Genomic DNA, 18,782 nt, shown 5'->3' with positions numbered 1-18,782 from the left:
CTCGCGGGGCCTGATCCAAAACGTAAGACCCTTGGGGCGTGGTCAGCCTACCGCCGGGCCGGGAGGGTCGCGGCCCGGCAGGCCCCGCCCGACGGGGCATGCGTCGGCGGCGTGCGCCCGAGGGGCGGCGGGGCGGTCGCGGGCGGCGCGGACATCTCGGACACGCCGCACGGACGCGGAGCGGTCACGCGCGGACGACGGCGAGGACCTCGTCGCGCACCGCAGCCATGGTCTTCTCGTCCCGTGCCTCGACGTTCAGACGTAGCAAGGGCTCGGTGTTGGAGGCGCGGAGGTTGAACCACCAGTCGCCGCCGGTCACGGTGAGCCCGTCCAGCTCGTCGAACCGTACGTCGTCCCGGTGGCCGTACGCCGCCCTGATCGCCGAAAGCCGGTCCGCCTGGTCGGCCACGGTGGAGTTGATCTCACCGGATCCCGAGTAGCGGTCGTACCGGTCGAGGAGTCCGGAGAGCGGGCCCTCCTGGCTGCCCAGTGCGGCGAGGACGTGGAGGGCGGCGAGCATGCCCGTGTCGGCGTTCCAGAAGTCGCGGAAGTAGTAGTGCGCGGAGTGCTCGCCGCCGAAGATCGCGCCGTGCTCGGCCATCTCGGCCTTGATGAAGGAGTGGCCGACACGGGTACGGACGGGGGTGCCGCCGTTCTCGCGTACGACTTCGGGGACCGACCAGGAGGTGATCAGGTTGTGGATGACGGTGCCCTTGCCGCCGTTGCGGGCCAGCTCACGGGCGGCCACCAGGGCCGTGATCGCGGACGGTGACACGCCTTCGCCGCGCTCGTCGACGACGAAGCAGCGGTCGGCGTCGCCGTCGAAGGCGAGGCCCAGGTCGGCCCCCTCGGCGAGGACGCGGGCCTGGAGGTCGACGATGTTCTTCGGGTCGAGCGGGTTGGCCTCGTGGTTGGGGAAGGTGCCGTCGAGCTCGAAGTACATGGGCACGAGGTCGAGGGGGAGGTCCGCGAAGACGGTGGGCACGGTGTGGCCGCCCATGCCGTTGCCCGCGTCCACGACGACCTTGAGCGGACGGATCCCGGAGAGGCCGACGAGGCCCAGCAGGTGCGCGGCGTAGTCGGTGAGGGTGTCGCGCTCGGTGACCGTGCCCGGGGTGGTCGCGGTCGTGGCGGGGAGGCCGTGCTCCGACCACTGCTCGACCAGGGTGCGGATCTCGGTCAGGCCGGTGTCCTGGCCCACGGGCGCGGCCCCGGCGCGGCACAGCTTGATGCCGTTGTACCGCGCCGGGTTGTGCGAGGCCGTGAACATCGCTCCGGGCAGGTCCAGCGCCCCGGACGCGTAGTACAGCTGGTCCGTCGAGCAGAGCCCGATGAGCGTCACGTCGGCGCCGCGTGCCGTCGCACCGCGGGCGAAGGCCGCGGCCAGACCGGGCGAGGACGGCCGCATGTCGTGGCCGATCACGATGGCGTCCGCGTCGGTGACCTGGACGAAGGCCGCGCCGAACAGCTCGGCGAGCGGTTCGTCCCACTGGTCGGGCACGACTCCGCGCACGTCGTACGCCTTCACGAGCTGCGACAGGTCAGCAACCACGGCCGGTCCTCCTGGGATCTTTACGGACCGCCCAAACTACCCGGCGGCCCCGGACCTCCGGTCAGGGGAGCATCCAGCCCAGCACCGCCGTGCTCTGGGCCATCACGACCAGGCACATCACCAGCAGCAGGCCGAGGCTCCACGGCAGTACCTTCCGCAGCAGATCCCCCTCGCGTCCGGCGAGACCGACGGCCGCGCAGGCGATCGTCAGATTCTGCGGGGAGATCATCTTGCCCAGCACGCCCCCGGAGCTGTTTGCGGCGGCGAGGAGCTCCGGCGAGAGGCCGGACTCCCGTGCGGCGGACACCTGGAGCGCGCCGAAGAGGGCGTTGGCCGAGGTGTCGGAGCCGGACACGGCGACGCCGAACCAGCCGAGCACCGGTGAGAGGAAGGCGAGCCCCGCACCGGCCGCGGCGACGGACTGCCCGATGGTGGCGGCCTGGCCGGAGAGGTTCATGACGTAGGCGAGGGCGAGGACGGACGTCACGGTGAGGATCGCGTAGCGAAGTTCGTGCACGGTGGCCGCCCACTCCCGCGCGGCGGTTCCTGCCCGTACGCCGATGACGACGGCGGTGATCAGGCCGGCGATCAGGACGAGGGTGCCGCCGGTGCCGATGAGCGGGAGGGAGAACTCGTTGGCGCCGACCGGTTCGCCATCGGGCCCCGCGACATCGAGGAACGGCCAGTCGAAGACGCGCGTCGCCTCGGCGAGCAGCCGCTTGACGGGCGGGATCTGGGCGATGGAGAACACCGCGACGATCAGGGCGTACGGGGCGTAGGCGCGCAGCACCTCGCGGCGCGGGTCCTCCTGGTCCAGGTCCTCGCTGCGCACGCCCGTCAGGACGGCGGCGCGTACGGGCTCGTCGGCGGGCCTGCGGGCGCCGGGGACGGCGATCAGCGCGCCCGCGCCCACCAGAGCGGCCGCGATGTCGGCGAGTTGGGCGGAGACGAAGTTGGACGCGGCGAACTGCGCGACGGCGAAGGCCACCCCGCAGACGAGCGCGGGCACCCAGGTCTCCCGCAACCCTCGCCTGCCGTCGACCAGGAAGACCAGGATCAGCGGGACGACGAGCGCGAGCAGCGGTGTCTGGCGGCCGACGACCGTGGCGACGTCGTCCAGCGGCAGGCCGGTGACCTGGGCGAGGGTCACCACGGGGGTTCCCATGGCGCCGAAGGCGACGGGCGCGGTGTTGGCGACCAGGGAGACGACCGCGGCCTTGACCGGGTCGAAGCCGAGCGCGACGAGCATGACGGAGCAGATCGCGACGGGTGCGCCGAAGCCGGCCAGCGCCTCCAGGAGCGCGCCGAAGCAGAAGGCGATGACCAGGGCCTGGATGCGGGGGTCGTCGGAGACCCGGCCGAAGGAGCGCCGCAGGATGTCGAAGTGGTGGGTGCGGACGGTCATCCGGTACACCCAGAGGGCGTTGACGACGATCCACATGATGGGGAAGAGCCCGAAGAGGACACCTTGCGCCCCCGCGGACAGGGTCTGCCCGACGGGCATGCCGAACGCCAGCCAGCCGACGAGCACGGCGACGGCGAGCCCGATGAGGCCGGCGCGGTGGGCCTTCATGCGGACGGCGCCCAGCAGCACCAGGACGGTCACCAGTGGCAGGGAAGCGACGAGAGCGGACAGAGCGAGCGAATCGGCTACGGGTTCGAGTTGCTGGACAAACACACATGCCTCCCCGGATTCCGTGATGCGGAAGCGATCTCTCACGGGTGGGGGAATGGTCGTGTCCGCGACAAGCCAGCGTCAATGCTCCGTACCGGAAAACTTCTTCCGGTACGGAGAGGTGGCGGGTGGGACCCGTGGTACGGGAGGGGTCTCAGGAGTCCGGGGAGCGCAGCACCCGGAGATGTCCGCGGCGCGCGACCTCCACCGGGTCGGCCGCCCGGGGACCCCTGCCGCCCTGCTGACGGTCCTGGGGCCGGGCCGCCTCGCGCACGGCGTTGGCCAGCGCTTCGAGATCGTCACCGCTGGGGCGGGTGGGAGCCGAGGGGTCGGAGAGCCGGACGACTTCCCAGCCGCGCGGCGCGGTGAGCCGTTCACCGTGCTCGGCGCAGAGGTCGTAGCAGTGGGGCTCGGCATAGGTGGCGAGCGGGCCGAGGACCGCGGTCGAGTCGGCATAGACGTACGTCAGTGTCGCGACGGCGGGACGGCCGCACGCGGTTCGCGAACAGCGACGTACAGGGCTCACGATGTTGGACGGTACCGCACTCTTGAGCGGGCTGCGACGACTCTCCCCCGGGTCACCCCGTCGTGTCGCCCCGTGCACGGAGCCCGGCGGGGCTCCGGCGCAGCCGTTCCGACCTGCGCGGCAGCCGGTTCGCGGGGGCCGCGTCGAGGTCGCCGGGGAGAACACGATCGATCATTCGACGGAGGGTCCGCGATCGGAGCAAGGACCGGAACCGCACTCAACCCTGGCCGGAATGTTCATCTTGGGACACGGAGCGGGCCGGCGGAGGAGCCGTGATCGCCCCGGGCCGGGGAGCGTTACGCTGCGTCGGTGATGGACAGTCCCGTACCGCCCCACCCGCCCGAGCCACGGCCCCGCCGCCGCGACCGCCATGGCCGCGGTATGCGCGGACCGGTCGCGCCGCCGCAGGTGCCGCTGTCCGTCAGCAGGGCCGAGAGCTTCCGCGATCTCGTCCAGGATTCGGTGGAGCGGCTGGAGCGGCGCTGGCCCCAGCTGACGGATGTCGACTTCCTGGTCCTCGATGTGCCGGGTTCGCTCGAGGAGACCGTGCCGCTGGGGCGCGCGGTGTCCGCCGAGAAGGGGCGGCCCGCCCAGATCATCGTCTACCGGCGCCCCGTCGAGATCCGCACCAAGAGCCGCGACGAGCGCGCTCTGCTGGTGCACGAGGTCGTGGTGGAACAGGTCGCGGAGCTGCTCGGCCTCTCGCCCGAGTCGGTCGACCCGCGCTACGGGCAGGACTGAACCGCCCGCGGCGCGCGGCCTCAGTCGTCCAGGACCGACAGATCCTGCTCCGCCTCGGGCACCTCGACCATGCCCTCGTCGTCCGGCAGCGTCTGCACGGTGAACATGTCGATGCCGCCCTCCTCGATCGTGAGCGTGCGGGCGGCGTGCACCGGGCCGCCCGACTCGGACTCGACCGTCAGGGCGTAGCCGCCCTTGAGGCCGGCCGGAGCCTCCGGCTGGACCTCCAGCGTCGTGCCGCCCTTGACCGTGTACGTCTTGACCGCCGCGTCGCCGCCCTCACTGCCCGCCGACGCGGTGACCTTGACCTTGGCCGTTTCGCCCGGGGCGGTCAGGGAGAGCACCGAGCCCTTCGCCCGGTTGTCGGCCACGCTCGCCCGCTCGCCCACGGGGCCGGTGGCCGGGATGAACGCGACCTCCTGCTCGGCCCCCTTGCCGCGCACCACGCGCAGGGCGGCCACCACCGGAGTCCTGCTGCCGTCGACGGGGGTCAGCCGGAGCGAGCCGGGCTCCCCCCGTGTGACGTCCTTGAGGTCGACGCTCGCGGTCATCTGCGACTTGATGTGCAGGGTGTCGTTCCCGGCCGGTGAGAACGCCCCGTTCTTGCCCAGGAGCTGGACCTTCACATCGGCGTCGTCCTCACCGGGCGCGAACGCCACCAGGCGTACGGAGGTGGCGTCGGCCGGGATCCCCGGCAGGACCTGGGCGCCCGCCGGGTCGGCGGAGGCGGCCAGCCAGTCGCTGCCCACCTCGTCCTCGGCGGCGCTCACGACCGCGCCGACACGTCCCGACCGGGTCGTGACATGGACGGTGACGTTCTCGGCGGCCTCGCTGGTCAGGGTCGAGATCAGCATCGGGACACTCGACCTCGCCGGGACGGTGATGCCCTCCGCGACATCGGACTTCAGGGGGCCCTCGGCGCCGTACAGCTCGATGTCCGCGACGGCGGCGGTGTCGTCGGGGTTGGTGAGGTGGACGTAGTCCTGACGGGCCTTGCCCGTGCTCGCTCCCGGGAACCAGAAGTCCGTGTCGGGGGCGGTGCAGCTGACGCCGAGAAGACCGCGGGCACCGCCCGCGGCGGCCATGGTGGTCTGCTGCGCGGTCCAGCCGGGGGCGAACGCGCCGGTGGCGGTGCCGACGAGCGCGGGAGCCCCGGACTTGGAGGTCTCGGCGGTGGACGGCTTGCCGAGGTCCTTGAGCGAGATGACGGGCTTGCTGTCCGCCGCCTTGTCCTTGTCGTCCTTGTCCGCGTCCTCCTTCTCCTCGTCCGCGCCCTCGTCCGCGGGGAGGGCTTCGGCCGCCTTCAGCTCGGCGGCACCGGCCTCCTGGCCGCCCTTCCCCGCCGGGGTGAAGGACGTGTACGTCGTCTCCGCCAGGTCGGACATGCTCGGCTCCGGGCAGAGCAGGCTGGAGCGCTCGACAGGGAGTCGGGCAGCGGCCTTCGCCTCCGTGGCACCCTCGTCACCGGGCACGGTGAGCGCGGCGAAGCCGGTGACGGCGGCGAGGGCGACGACGCCCGCGATGAGGGACAGGGGGGTGGACTTCACTCGGACTCGCCTCGCGATGCGTTGCCGTTGCCGTTCGGCCACGGGCCCTGGCCCGGGGTCGCGTTCTCGTCGTGCTCGTCATGCCCGTCGTACGGGGCGGCTTCGCCCGTCCCCGGGGCGTAGGGCTGCTGCTGGGCGTAGCCGTACGGGTCGTAGGCGCCCTGCTGCTGGTACGGGTCCTGCTGGTAGGGATCGGGCTGGTAGTACTGGCCGGCGTCCTGGCCGCCCTGGTACTGGCCGTAGTCGGCGCCCTGGTACTGCTGCTGCGCCTCCCACTCCCCGTAGTTCTGCTGCGGGACCGCCGCGTAGGCGCCGGTGCCGTCCTGGCCGGCCGCGTACGGGTCCGCACCGTCCTGGCCGGCCGCGTACGGGTCCGTGCCGTCCTGGGCGCCAGGAACCGCCGCGTACGGATCGGCGCTCTGCTGCGCCGGGATGTACTCCCCCGGCGCCTGCTCCGGAACGCCCGGAGCAGCCTCGCCGTACCCGGTCGCCGTGCCGTCCTCCGCGTACCCCGTCCCCGTCGCGTCGTCTCCCGCCACCGCTTCCGCCTGGGCCGCCGCGCGCAGCCTGCGGGCCCGGCGTCCCTCACCGGCGACCGGCTCGGCCGCGACGGTCTCGGTCTCCTCCGGCAGGTCGTCGTCGATCTCCCGGCGGCGGCCCGGCAGAGCCATCACCACCAGGAAGACGCCGAGCGCCACCTGCGCCCAGACCCAGGCGGTGTGCGTGACGGGTTCGTCGAAGGTGAGGTCCAGCGTGCCGCCCTCGGCGGGCAGCTCGAAGCCCTGTGCCCAGCCGTCCACGGTCTTCGGGGTCAGTGCCTTGCCGTTCAGCGTGGCCTGCCAGCCCGGATCGGCCGCGTCGGCGATCCGGAGCACCCGGCCGGAGCCGCCCTCGGGGATCTCACCGTGCGCCCCGACAGACTGCGATCCGACAGGCACGGGCTCGGCGCCCTCGCCGGAGGGGATGACCGCGAGCCTGGAGACCTGACGGTCGACCCGCCACAGGGCGCTGCCGTCCAGCTGGCTGAGCCTGCTCAGCCCCGGGGTCGAGTCCAGCACCCGGCTCATCTGCCGGGGCGCCCCGTCCCGTACGAGTACGTAGCGGATCGCGAAGCCGCTGAGCTGACTGCCCTGGTCGGCACCGGAGCCCGCGACCAGGTTGGCGACGACCTTGTCCAGGTGGGTGTTGCTGCCGCCGGCCTCGGTGAGCTCGGCGTCGCCCAGGCGGGCGCCCGAGCCGCGGACCAGGCTGTAGGAGACGGCGGCGGGGGACGTGCCCCCGAGCACCAGCGTGCGCGCCTGGTCCCGGGTGCTGCTCTCCTCCGCGACGAAGGCGGGCACCTGCACGGGGTCGCGGCGCTCCACCGGACCGGCCGCGCCGCCGATCATCCAGCCGGCCGCGGCCAGGACCGGGGCGAGCCCGGCGGCCAGGGCGATCAGCGCGGCGACCGGCTGACGCCATCCGAAGCTCAGTGCGGCGACCCGGATCCGGGCGCCGTCCGCGCCGAGCAGCGCGGCGGTGAGCAGCGCGATGCCGTAGACGAGCGTGGCGGGCCCCGCCCAGGTGGAACCGTTGGAGATCGCCGCGAAGACCAGGGAGACGAGCACGACGACCCAGGCGGTGCGGATCGCGAACTGCCGCTCCCCGCGCAACAGGGCGGCCAGCGCCGCCAGCACGATGCCCAGCAGCAGGACGCCGCCGGCGGCCTTGGGGCCGCCGGGGCTGATGCCGAGCAGGTCGAGGGCGGACGCCGTGCCCGTACCGATGTCGAGCCCGGCCTCCTTCAGGAAGTTCGACGGGCTGGTCAGCAGGGAGAGCGACCAGGGCGCGAGGACCAGGAGCGGGGTTCCGGCCGTGGCCAGGAAGCGGAGTCCGTACGCCGCGATGTCGCTCCGGCGCAGCACGAGCACCCCGATGCCGAGGACCACCGCGAGTGGCCAGACGATCGGCGTGAAGGCCATGGTGAACGTGAGCAGCAGGGTGTACGCCCAGGTGGCGCGCCAGCTGCCGCGTGCGGTGGAACCGTCGCCCCGCAGCCCGTGCGCGGCGACGGCCGCGCGGGCGATCAGCGGAAGCAGGACGGCCAGGACCGCTGTGCCGAGCCGCCCGGTGGCCAGCGCTCCGGTGGCGGCGGGCAGGAAGGCGTACGCGACGCTCGCCCAGGCCCGCAGGAGCCGGGACTCGATCAGCGGCCGGGAGGCGAAGTACGCGGTGAGCCCTGCGAGCGGGACCGAGCAGACGAGCAGGAGGGTCAGCGCGAAGCCCGTGGAGCCGAGGAACAGCGCCGAAAGGGCGGCGATCACGCCGAGGTAGGGAGGTGCGGACTGGGTTCCGCCGGTACCGACGGGGTGCCAGCCGTCCGCGTAACGCCCCCAGAGGTCGGAGACGTCGGCCGGGGCGGGCAGCAGTGCGCCGCCCGCGAGTGCCCCACTGCCGAGCAGGCCCCGGCAGGCCACCAGCGAGACGAGAAGGAGGAGCGCGAAGAGCACGGGGCCGGGCTTGCGGCCCATCTTCTTGAGCCGTGCGAACTGTTCGATCTCCAGGAAGTCGGCGTCGTCACCGCCCGGCCCGGACTCGACCGCTCCGTGCCGCGAACCGCCGGCGTCGGAGTCGGTGCGGTTGCCGAAGTTGCCCGCGACCTGTTCGACGGTGGCCCGGACCGTGGCGCCGGGCGGCGGGAAGAGCGACCGCAGCTCGGCCGCGTCCACCGCTCCCCCCTTGCGCGCGCGGCGCGCGGCGAGGATCCGCCCGGGGCGCAGCAGGGTGCCGAAGAGTCCGGCGACCTCGTCGAGCGCCTGCCCGGGCACCTTGCCGACGAGGTAGGCGAGGGTGCGCAGAAGGGTGCCGACGACGAGGCGGACCAGAGCCCACGGCAGCTGTTTGCCGCGGGCGTTGACGAGCATCGTGTAGACGGCGCCGGCCTTGTCGACGCGGTGCGGGCTGGCGACGGAGCGTCCGGCACAGTCGATGGGGCGGCGTTCCCTGGCGGAGGCCTCGGCATGCCGCAGGACGGCGTCGGGCGCGACGAGCACCCGGTGGCCGGCCATGTGCGCGCGCCAGCAGAGGTCGACGTCGTCACGCATCAGCGGGAGCCTGCGGTCGAAGCCGCCGAGCTCCTCCCAGACGTCGCGGCGCACCAGCATGCCGGCGGACGAGACGGAGAGCACCGTACGGACCTGGTCGTGCTGGCCCTGGTCCTGTTCGCGGCGGTCCAGTCCGGTCCAGCGGCGCCCGCTGTTGGCGATGGAGACGCCGACCTCGAGGAGCTGCTTGCGGTCGTACCAGCCCCGCAGCTTGGGACCGACGATCGCGGCGTGCTTGTCGTTGTCGACGACGCGGAGCATCTCGGCGAGCGCGTCCGGCTCGGGGGCACTGTCGTCGTGCAGCAGCCAGAGCCACTGGACGGGTTCGCCGTGCGGAAGCTCCGGCAGGTCGTACGCGTCGTCGCGCCAGCTGCGGGTGACGGGGTCCCAGCCGCTGGGGCGCTTCAGGTACGGCAGGTCGTCGGGGGTGAGGACGCCGGCCGTGCGGGTCGCCTCGTCGACGGCCGTGCCGAAGCTCGTACGCCGAGCCAGATGGAGGACGCGCTCGCCGCCCAGCGCCTCGGTCACCAGACGGGCGGAGTCGTCGGCGCTGCCGGTGTCGGCGGCGACGACGTTCTGTACGGGGCGCTCCTGCCCGAGCAGTCCGCCGAGCACATGAGGCAGCCATCGTGCGCCGTCGTGCGAGACGAGCACGGCGGTGACGACGTGCCGGGGGAACTCTGGGGCGGCGGCGGCCGCGTTCGGCGCCGCCGAGTGGCTGTGCACGGACATCGGGGTACGGGCCCTCCGGCCGGGTCCGGAGGGGGTCCCCCCCGGGGGCTGCATCGGTGTACACGCGCGCCCCGGCGGGGCGTTGGCGCGTCTCTCGGACGGGGCCCCACACTAACGGTACGGATGTCCGGCCCGCGCCGAGCGGTTGACCGGCGGGAACGGAGACGGCCGGAGATGCCGGAGATGGCCTGACATGCCGATGGCCTGGGGGCCGCGCCCTGCGTACAGGGTGCGGCCCCCAGGCCATCGCCGTCCCCGGAGTCCGGGAGCTCGGCGTCAGATGGCCGCCTTCTTCAGGCGTCGCCGCTCCCGCTCGGAGAGACCGCCCCAGATCCCGAACCGTTCGTCGTTGTTCAGGGCGTACTCAAGGCATTCGGAACGGACCTCGCAGGCGAGACAGACCTTCTTGGCCTCGCGGGTGGAGCCGCCCTTTTCAGGAAAGAAGGACTCGGGGTCGGTCTGGGCGCACAGCGCGCGCTCCTGCCAGCCGAGCTCTTCGTCCGCGTCCTCGACCAGCAGTTGCTGGAACAGCTCGGTCATGTGCGCCCCTCGTCTGTCTCTTGCGTCCCCGTGATGCGGCCGTTATCGATGCGGCCGAACGACACGAGTGAAATTACAAGTGTGTAGCTTCGGGCCAGTCAAGCGAAGATCTGCTATTGGCCTCGGTATTCACTCTGCGGAACCAAGCCTATGCGGTAAGTGTTCAAATCACCAAAAACCTGACATATGCCATCGGCGCCGTCCGGCCCCACTTCTCCATCGACGAGACGAGCGAGGCGGTCCCGATGTTTCGATTTGATCACCGAAGCGACCAAGATCACAGTAGGGTCACGGCCCGTCAGCCGCGTTTACGGACACAGTTGATGCGCCACCTTGCCCCTGCAATGGGTGCCAAAACCTTTCTCCACCGACCGCAACCGGATGGGGTGAAACATTGCCGCCAAATCGGGCATTGGGTTGACAGAGGGCAGACCCACCCGGTCTCCTTGACTTCATGCCAGCGACCGCAGTGACGTACACGACCCACACCCGTGGGTTCCGTACGGCTGTCCAGGCCCGCTGTTGCTGTTCCAGCTGTCACAGCTGTTGAAGCCGTAGTGCTCCAGCTCTGATCCAGCCTTCGTTTCACCGCATCCCGCGTCTCCGCGACCCCCCGCACGCGTATCCACATGCCGAGGAACCACCGCACCCATGAACAGCGACAGCGACCTTTCGATCGCCGGCGACATCCTTGAGGTCCAGCACCTCCTCCAGCCGGCCAGCCCCCATCCCTCCACCGTGGCCGGGTTCGCAGGACTCGCCCGCTCCATCGCCGCGGACCGCGCCCGGTGGGCGCCGCTCGTCCGGTACGACACTGCGACCCGCTGGTACCACCGGCTGCAAACAGGGCCCGGCTACGAGGTCTGGCTGCTGAGCTGGGTCCCCGGCCAGGGCAGCGGCCGCCACGACCACGGCCTCTCCTCCGGCGTACTCACGGTCCTGGAGGGCGAGTTGACCGAGCACACGGCGCGCGGGGCGCAGGCCCTGGACGCGGGCGCGCAGCGCGTCTTCGCGCCGGGGTACGTCCACGAGGTCGTCAACGACTCCCTGGAGCCCGCCGTCAGCCTGCACATCTACTTCCCGGGCCTGACGGACATGCCCATGCATGCGGCACAGTGCGCTCCGGCCGCCCAGGACGCCGTACCGGCCTGAGGCTCCCCCACCGCCGGGCAGCCCACCACCACCCCGACAACGACCAGGCTTCGCCTGACAGCCCACCCGTCGCCCACCACCACCCCGACAACGATCAGGCTTCGCCTGACAGCCCACCCGTCGCCCACCACCACCCCGACAACGATCAGGCTTCGCCTGACAGACTGTTGTGCATGCGCATTGTGGTTCTGGCCGGCGGTATCGGTGGTGCTCGTTTTCTGCGTGGCCTCAAACAGGCCGCGCCCGACGCGGACATCACGGTGATCGGCAACACCGGCGACGACATCCATCTGTTCGGGCTGAAGGTCTGCCCCGACCTCGACACCGTGATGTACACCCTCGGCGGTGGCATCAACGAGGAGCAGGGCTGGGGGCGTACCGACGAGAGCTTCCGGGTCAAGGACGAGCTCGCGGCGTACGGGGTGGGACCCGAGTGGTTCGGCCTCGGCGACCGTGACTTCGCGACCCACATCGTCCGCACGCAGATGCTCGGCGCGGGCTATCCCCTGAGCGCGGTCACCGAGGCCCTCTGCGCACGCTGGAAGCCGGGGGTCCGGCTGATCCCGATGTCCGACGACCGCATCGAGACGCATGTGGCCGTGGACGTCGACGGCGAGAGCAAGGCCGTCCACTTCCAGGAGTACTGGGTGAAGCTGCGCGCCTCCGTGCCGGCGCAGGCCGTCGTGCCGGTGGGCGCGGAGCAGGCCAAGCCCGCTCCGGGCGTGCTGGAGGCCATCGCCGAGTCGGACGTCATCGTCTTCCCGCCGTCGAACCCCGTCGTGTCGGTGGGGACCATCCTCGCCGTGCCCGGCATCCGGGAGGCGATCGCCGAGGCCGGGGTCCCCGTCGTCGGGCTCTCCCCCATCGTCGGCGACGCGCCCGTGCGGGGCATGGCCGACAAGGTGCTGGCCGCTGTGGGCGTCGAGTCCACCGCCGCGGCCGTCGCCCGGCACTACGGTTCGGGCCTGCTCGACGGCTGGCTCGTCGACAGCGTCGACGCCGGAGTGGTCGGCGAGGTCGAGGCGGCGGGGATCCGCTGCCGCGCCGTCCCGCTGATGATGACGGACGTCGACGCCACCGCCGAGATGGCCCGCCAGGCCCTGGCGCTGGCCGAGGAGGTACGGGCGTGAGCGGCGGACCGGCCGACGCGGCGCCCTCGTACCGGGTGTGGGCCCTGCCCGGGGTCCCCGAGGTGCGGGAGGGCGACGACCTCGCGAAGCTGATCGCCGCCACGGAGCCCGGCCTGGTGGACGGCGATGTCCTGCTGGTCACCTCGAAGATCGTCTCCAAGGCGGAGGGCCGGATCGTCGAGGCCACGGACCGGGAGGCGGCGATCGACGCCGAGACCGTCCGGGTGGTCGCCCGGCGCGGGGCGCTCAGGATCGTGGAGAACCGGCAGGGGCTCGTCATGGCCGCGGCCGGGGTCGACGCCTCGAACACCCCGGCCGGGACGGTCCTACTGCTGCCTGAGGACCCGGACGCGTCGGCCCGGCTGATCCGGGACGGCCTGCGGGACGCGCTCGGTGTCGAGGTCGGGGTCGTCGTCACGGACACCTTCGGCCGCCCCTGGCGCAACGGCCTGACGGACGTGGCGATCGGAGCCGCGGGGGTCAAGGTCCTGGACGACCTCCGGGGCGGCACCGACGGATACGGCAATCCGCTGAGCGCCACCGTCGTGGCCACCGCCGACGAGCTGGCCTCCGCCGGCGACCTGGTCAAGGGCAAGGCGTCCGGGCTGCCGGTCGCGGTGGTGCGCGGGCTCCCCCACGTGGTGGCGGCCGCGTCCGCGGACGAGGACCAGGGTGCCCGGGCGATGGTGCGGGTCGCGGCCGACGACATGTTCCGGCTGGGTACGTCCGAGGCGGTACGGGAAGCGCTGAACCTCCGGCGTACGGTCCGGGAGTTCACGGACGAGCCGGTCGACCCCGGCGCCGTACGACGAGCTGTGGCGGCGGCCGTGACGGCTCCGGCGCCCCACCACACGACCCCGTGGCGCTTCGTCCTGCTGGAGTCGGAGCGGTCGCGTCACCGGCTGCTGGACGCCATGCGGGACGCGTGGATCGCGGACCTGCGCCGGGACGGCCGGAGCGAGGAGTCGGTGGCCAAGCGGGTGCGGCGGGGCGACGTCCTGCGCAACGCGCCGTACCTGGCCGTCCCCTGCCTCGTGATGGACGGCTCGCACACCTACGGGGACGAGCGCCGGGACACCGCGGAGCGCGAGATGTTCGTGGTCGCCGCCGGCGCGGGCGTGCAGAACTTCCTGGTGGCGCTCGCGGGTGAGCGGCTCGGCTCGGCGTGGGTCTCCTCGACGATGTTCTGCCGGCCCGTGGTGCGCGAGGTGCTGGACCTGCCGGACTCCTGGGATCCGCTGGGCGCGGTGGCCGTGGGGCACCCGACGGGGACACCGCCGGCGCGGGCGGCCCGTGACGCGGGGGCGTTCATCGCAGTGCGCTGAAGCAGACCCCGGGACCGCCGGTCAGAGCCGGGCGATGTCCCGGGGCGTCATCCGGGGGGCCCGGCGCGCCGGGGTGTGTCCCGAGAGCATGATCAGGCGGGTCGCGCGGTGGCGCTGGCCCTCGTACGGGGCGAGGAGCTCCAGCATCTCCTCGTCGTCGGCGTTCCTGTTGCCCGCGAGCGCGTGACCCACGATGCCCGGCAGATGGAGATCGCCGACCGACACCGCGTCCGCCGCGCCGTTCGAACGCTGCAAGGTCTCCGCGGCCGTCCAGGGCCCGATGCCCGGGATCAGCTGCAGCCGGGCCGACGCCTCGGGGAGTTCCATGGCGGCCGCCTCCTCCATGCGCCGGGCCACCCGGACCGCGCGCAGGATCGTGGCGGACCGCTTGGCGTCCACGCCCGCGCGGTGCCACTCCCAGGACGGGATCAGCGACCAGGTTCTGGCGTCCGGCATGACGTACAGGCCGTACGTGGCGAACGCCGGGTCGGCGGGGCCGGGGGCGGGGGTGCCGTAGGTGCGGAGCAGCAGCCGCCAGGCGCGGTAGGCCTCGTCGGTGGTGACCTTCTGTTCCAGGATCGACGGGATCAGGGACTCCATGACCAGCCCGGTGCGGAGCAGGCGCAGACCCGGCCGGCGGCGCTGGGTCAGGGCGATCAGCCTGTGGCGGGGGCGGAAGGCGTCCGGGGTGTCACCCGCGCCGAGCAGTGCGGGGAGGCCGTCCAGGAGCCACTGGGCGCCCGGTCCCCAGGCCGCCGCCGAGACGCGGCCGTCGGGGGACGCGGAGACGCGCAGGGTGCCGGGACCGGCCGGGGTGCGGGTCGCCCGCCAGAAGGATCCGTCGGGCAGGGCGCGGTAGGCGGGGTCCGCCGGGCCGCGCCGCAACGGGCTCAGGACGAGCCGCAGGTCGAGCGGGTCCGGTGGTGTCCAGGTCCGGGCCAACGGCGGGGCGGACGCGGAGCCTGCACCGAACCCCTGCTCCTGACGGGGCACGGCGGTGGTGCGGGGTACGAAGCGTCCTGCCACGGGTGAGGTCCTCGGTCGTCGGGGGTTCCTGTCGAGGGTAGACCGGAAGGGAGCTCTCACGGGCCGGTAGGACCTCTCACCGGCCGGTGGCACCGGTGGACCGGCCGGTGAGGCCGGTCACTGGTCGGACGAGAAGCGGACCGAGGCGTCCGGGAGGACCGCGCCGCACCAGACACGGATCCCGTCACGCAGTTCGTTGTCGGCGCCGACCTGGGCGCCGTCGCCGATCACCGCGCCCGTGAGCACCGAGCGGCTGCCGATCCGGGCCCCTGCCCCGACCAGCGAGTCGGTGACGACCGCGCCCGGTTCGACGACGGCGCCGTCCAGCACGGTGGAGCCCGAGATCCTGGCGCCCTCGCCGATCAGCGCGCCCTCGCCGATGACCGTACCGCCGGTCAGCTTGGCGTCGGCGGCCACGGAGGCGGTGGGCAGGACGAGCCGGTCGCCGCAGCGGCCGGGCACGGCCGGGGACGGGGCGCGGCCGAGGACCAGGTCGGCGGAGCCGCGTACGAACGCCTGCGGGGTGCCCAGGTCCAGCCAGTACGTGGAGTCCACCATGCCCTGGAGATGGGCCCCGGCGGCCAGCAGGCCGGGGAAGGTCTCACGTTCCACGGAGACCGGCCGGCCTGCCGGGATCGTGTCGATGACCGACCGGCGGAAGATGTACGCCCCCGCGTTGATCTGGTCGGTGACTATCTCCTCGGGTGTCTGCGGCTTCTCCAGGAAGGCCGTCACCCGGCCCGTGGCGTCCGTCGGCACGAGACCGAAGGCGCGCGGGTCCTCCACCCTGGTGAGGTGCAGGGAGACGTCCGCCCCGGAGGTGGCGTGCGCCGAGACCAGGGCCCGGATGTCGAGGCCGGTGAGGATGTCCCCGTTGAACACCATGACGGGTTCGTCCGGACCCGAGGCCAGGCGCGACGCCACGTTCCTGATGGCTCCGCCGGTACCGAGGGGTTCGTCCTCGGTGACGTACTCGATGGAGAGGCCGAGCGACGAACCGTCACCGAAGTACGGTTCGAATACCTCCGCCAGGTAGGACGTGGCGAGCACGATGTGCTCCACCCCGGCCGCCCTCGCACGCGCCAGCTGGTGCGTGAGGAACGGCACCCCCGCAGCCGGAACCATCGGCTTGGGGGTGTGCACCGTGAGCGGACGCAGCCGGGTGCCCTTGCCACCGACCAGGAGGATCGCTTCTTTTGCCTCTGTCACAGCACCGTCTCTGCTTCCTGCTGGGGCCGGGCCTCGTTTCGGCTGGCCAGTGTATGCAGACCGTTCGGAGCCTCCCGGTCAGCGGCCCTGCAGCTTCGCCGAACTGGTCCGGGCCGTGCCGAGCTTGTTGTAAAGACGGATTCCGGGGCATTCGGTTGCGAAGCCGTCGCGGTGCCCGGAGATGACGTTGAGTTTGGCCTTCGCACCCTTCTTGTACTTGCCGCTGCCGCCGGAGACGAGCGTGACCTTGCCCTTGGGGTTGCGGCCGAACAGACCGAGCTTCCAGGCGGTGAGCTTGGCGATGGCGGTGACCGCCGCGGCGGGCGGGTTCTTCGAGCTGTACGTCCCGAGTACGGCGATGCCCATGCTGTTCGTGTTGAAACCGAGGGTGTGGGCGCCGAGAACCGCCTTCGACACGCCCCCGGCGCGTCCCTCGTAGATGTTTCCGCACTTGTCGACGGCGAAGTTGTAGCCGAAGTCACGCCAGCCGCTGCTCTTGACGTGGTAGCGGTAGATACTGCGCAGGACGGAGGGCGCCTGGGCGCAGGTGTAGTTGTTGCCGGTGGCGCTGTGGTGGACGAACGCCGCCTTGACGGTCGAGGTGTAGGCGAAGGTGCGCTCGCGCAGGCTCTCGTCGGCGCCCCAGCCCTTGCGGGTGACGATGCGCGGCCGCGGTCCCACGAACGGCTTGGCGCCCGCTCCGACGACCGCCTGCTCCTCCGACTCGGCCTTGCTCAGGGCGGAGATCTCGGCGGCACCCAGCGGGGCGAGGTCGGCGTTGACCGCGGAGCTCTCGGCCGCGGCGGTCGTGAGGGCCGCAGCCTCCGGGAGCGCACCGGGCTGAGCGGCCGTGGCGGGCGTCGCCGTGCCCGCCGGAGGGGTGACGGCGGACGGGGTGCCGGTGGCCGGGGTGGCGGTGGCCGGGGTGCCGGTGGCCGGGGTGGCCTCGGCGCGCGGCTGCTCCGGGTCGTCGCCCGGGTCGACGAGTTCCACCTGGAGGCCGGCGGGGAGGGGCGCGGTGTCCGCGGCGCCGCTGCGCGGTCCGGCGTTCTCGGAACGTACGCGTACCTCGACGCCGTCCGAGTCGCCGACCCAGAGAGGGGCGGTGGAGCCGCGGACCGTGCCCGATTCGCGTTCGGGGCTGCCCGAGTCCGCGGCGTGGTCGGTGTTGTGGGTCTCCAGGGACTGCCAGCCGGACCACTTGGTGGTGCCGGTCGCGCGGGTGCGGACCTGGACGGTGCCGTGCAGTTCGGCGTCGGCGTCGTCCCAGACGACGCCGACGAGTGAGAAGCGGTGCGAGTCGCGCCGCAGCAGCCCTTGTGCGGCCGAGGGGTGCATGGATTCGGTGGGTGTACCGGTGGCCCTCGGCACAGCCTCGGGGAGCGGCCGCAGGGGCATCGACTGGGTCGAACCCGCGGGTTCGGCGGGAGCTGCCGCGGGCGCCTGCGCGACCGGGGCCTGGGCGGGGGCGGCGGGAGCGGGCGCGGCGAGCGGGAGGGTGAGTGCCGTCGCGCAGGTGACGCCGATCGAGGTTGCAAGAAGTGCACGCATACAGGAAATCCTTGACAGATTCCGGTATTCCCGGCTACTGGAGTAAACCCGCCTGAAGTTGACGCCCCGTCTGCCGAACCGGTGTACGGGCACTCGTGACGCCCCGTCGGGCCGGCACCCGCCGCGTACCCTTGCGCGGATGAACGCCAGTGATCGCACCCCCGCCGACCTGCTGCGATCCGCGCTCGCCGCGGACCCCGGCCGTCCCCTCGTCACCTTCTACGACGACGCAACCGGAGAGCGCGTCGAACTGTCGGTGGCCACCTTCGCCAATTGGGTGGCCAAGACCGCCAATCTGCTCCAGGGAGATCTGGCCGTCGAGCCGGGCGACCGGCTCGCCCTGCTGCTCCCCGCCCACTGGCAGTCGGCCGTCTGGCTGCTCGCCTGCTCGTCCGTGGGCGTCGTCGCCGAGGTCCAGGGCGATCCGGCCTCCGCCGATCTGGTCGTCAGCGGACCCGACTCGCTCGACCGGGCACGCGCGTGCCGCGGTGAGCGGGTCGCGCTGGCCCTGCGCCCGCTGGGCGGCCGGTTCCCGCAGCCTCCCGAGGGGTTCGCGGACTACGCGGTGGAGGTACCCGGCCAGGGCGACCGTTTCGCCCCGTACGCCCCCGTGGACCCGGAGGCCCCCGCACTGACGGTGGGCGGCGTGGGCCTGACGGCGGACCAGCTCGTCGCGCGGGCTCGTGAGGACGCGGCGGGGCTGGGACTCGGCCCGGGGTCCAGGATCCTGACGGGCCGTACGTACGACACCTGGGAGGGGCTCTCCGCCGGGCTCTTCGCACCGCTGGCCGCGGGGGGCTCCGTCGTCCTGTGCCGCCACCTGGACCGGCTGGACGAGGACGGGCTGGCCAAGCGCGTCGAAAGCGAGCGGGTCACCGGCACCGCGGTATGACAAGCGCCCCTGAAGACACCCGTCCGGCCCACAGCGGGCCGAGCCCCCGGGAATGCGCACCGACGGCGGTACATGATCGGACGGTACGGAGCTCCACCGGG

Annotated in this window: 15 protein-coding genes; 5 read left to right on the top strand and 10 right to left on the bottom strand. The window is 72.6% G+C overall.

The features are described 5' to 3' along the window. Positions 1-184: 184 nt before the first annotated feature. The 4 genes from ACIQM3_RS34010 to ACIQM3_RS33995 all read right to left on the bottom strand — a co-directional run bounded on the left by ACIQM3_RS34010 (position 185) and on the right by ACIQM3_RS33995 (position 3,928). On the bottom strand, positions 185-1,552 hold the full coding sequence (locus ACIQM3_RS34010; RefSeq protein ID WP_401631226.1) for a phosphomannomutase/phosphoglucomutase: 1,368 nt from the start codon (positions 1,550-1,552) through the stop codon (positions 185-187). A 61-nt stretch (positions 1,553-1,613) separates the two neighbouring features. Continuing rightward, positions 1,614-3,230: an L-lactate permease gene (locus ACIQM3_RS34005; RefSeq protein WP_393766645.1), complete on the bottom strand. Its 1,617-nt coding sequence runs from the start codon at positions 3,228-3,230 to the stop codon at positions 1,614-1,616. A gap of 151 nt (positions 3,231-3,381) precedes the next feature. Then, positions 3,382-3,753: a DUF3499 domain-containing protein gene (locus ACIQM3_RS34000; RefSeq protein WP_053929176.1), complete on the bottom strand. Its 372-nt coding sequence runs from the start codon at positions 3,751-3,753 to the stop codon at positions 3,382-3,384. Positions 3,754-3,805: 52 nt separating this feature from the next. Beyond that, positions 3,806-3,928: a hypothetical protein gene (locus ACIQM3_RS33995; RefSeq protein WP_401631224.1), complete on the bottom strand. Its 123-nt coding sequence runs from the start codon at positions 3,926-3,928 to the stop codon at positions 3,806-3,808. A 137-nt stretch (positions 3,929-4,065) separates the two neighbouring features. Between ACIQM3_RS33995 and ACIQM3_RS33990 the strand changes: the two genes are divergently transcribed. Then, a complete protein-coding gene (locus ACIQM3_RS33990) occupies positions 4,066-4,494 on the top strand; it encodes a metallopeptidase family protein (protein ID WP_401631292.1) in 429 nt (142 codons plus the stop codon). A gap of 20 nt (positions 4,495-4,514) precedes the next feature. Here the strand turns inward: ACIQM3_RS33990 and ACIQM3_RS33985 are convergent, their stop codons facing one another. The 3 genes from ACIQM3_RS33985 to ACIQM3_RS33975 all read right to left on the bottom strand — a co-directional run bounded on the left by ACIQM3_RS33985 (position 4,515) and on the right by ACIQM3_RS33975 (position 10,396). Then, positions 4,515-6,041: a DUF5719 family protein gene (locus ACIQM3_RS33985; protein ID WP_401631222.1), complete on the bottom strand. Its 1,527-nt coding sequence runs from the start codon at positions 6,039-6,041 to the stop codon at positions 4,515-4,517. Then, positions 6,038-9,856, bottom strand: coding sequence for a glycosyltransferase (locus tag ACIQM3_RS33980; protein ID WP_401631220.1), 3,819 nt, complete (start codon positions 9,854-9,856; stop codon positions 6,038-6,040). Before ACIQM3_RS33980 ends, ACIQM3_RS33985 begins: the two co-directional genes overlap by 4 nt. A gap of 276 nt (positions 9,857-10,132) precedes the next feature. Continuing rightward, complete coding sequence (locus ACIQM3_RS33975; protein ID WP_031093859.1) at positions 10,133-10,396, bottom strand: WhiB family transcriptional regulator; 264 nt, start codon at positions 10,394-10,396, stop codon at positions 10,133-10,135. 651 nt (positions 10,397-11,047) lie between these two features. Between ACIQM3_RS33975 and ACIQM3_RS33970 the strand changes: the two genes are divergently transcribed. The 3 genes from ACIQM3_RS33970 to ACIQM3_RS33960 all read left to right on the top strand — a co-directional run bounded on the left by ACIQM3_RS33970 (position 11,048) and on the right by ACIQM3_RS33960 (position 14,003). After that, positions 11,048-11,548: a cysteine dioxygenase gene (locus ACIQM3_RS33970; RefSeq protein ID WP_401631217.1), complete on the top strand. Its 501-nt coding sequence runs from the start codon at positions 11,048-11,050 to the stop codon at positions 11,546-11,548. 173 nt (positions 11,549-11,721) lie between these two features. After that, on the top strand, positions 11,722-12,678 hold the full coding sequence (gene cofD / locus ACIQM3_RS33965; RefSeq protein WP_401631215.1) for a 2-phospho-L-lactate transferase: 957 nt from the start codon (positions 11,722-11,724) through the stop codon (positions 12,676-12,678). Then, on the top strand, positions 12,675-14,003 hold the full coding sequence (locus ACIQM3_RS33960) for a coenzyme F420-0:L-glutamate ligase (protein WP_401631213.1): 1,329 nt from the start codon (positions 12,675-12,677) through the stop codon (positions 14,001-14,003). Before cofD ends, ACIQM3_RS33960 begins: the two co-directional genes overlap by 4 nt. Positions 14,004-14,024: 21 nt before the next feature. Here the strand turns inward: ACIQM3_RS33960 and ACIQM3_RS33955 are convergent, their stop codons facing one another. The 3 genes from ACIQM3_RS33955 to ACIQM3_RS33945 all read right to left on the bottom strand — a co-directional run bounded on the left by ACIQM3_RS33955 (position 14,025) and on the right by ACIQM3_RS33945 (position 17,789). After that, entirely contained in the window at positions 14,025-15,029 is a 1,005-nt protein-coding gene (locus ACIQM3_RS33955) for a DNA-3-methyladenine glycosylase family protein (RefSeq protein ID WP_401631211.1), read from the bottom strand. Between the two features lie 117 nt (positions 15,030-15,146). Then, positions 15,147-16,238, bottom strand: a complete 1,092-nt coding sequence (locus ACIQM3_RS33950) for a sugar phosphate nucleotidyltransferase (protein WP_401631209.1) — start codon at positions 16,236-16,238, stop codon at positions 15,147-15,149. Positions 16,239-16,316: 78 nt separating this feature from the next. Beyond that, a complete protein-coding gene (locus ACIQM3_RS33945) occupies positions 16,317-17,789 on the bottom strand; it encodes a peptidoglycan recognition protein (RefSeq protein WP_401631207.1) in 1,473 nt (490 codons plus the stop codon). Between the two features lie 139 nt (positions 17,790-17,928). On the opposite strand from ACIQM3_RS33945, the gene ACIQM3_RS33940 reads away from it, so the two are divergent. Further along, positions 17,929-18,681 (top strand): TIGR03089 family protein, encoded by a 753-nt coding sequence (locus tag ACIQM3_RS33940; protein WP_401631205.1) that lies wholly within the window; start codon positions 17,929-17,931, stop codon positions 18,679-18,681. The last annotated feature ends 101 nt before the right edge of the window (positions 18,682-18,782 follow it).

This window comes from Streptomyces sp. NPDC091271 (genome assembly GCF_044757505.1).
Classification (GTDB): Bacteria; Actinomycetota; Actinomycetes; order Streptomycetales; family Streptomycetaceae; genus Streptomyces.
Note: the sequence above shows the minus strand (reverse complement) of the source record. Positions and strands in the feature narration are given on the sequence as shown.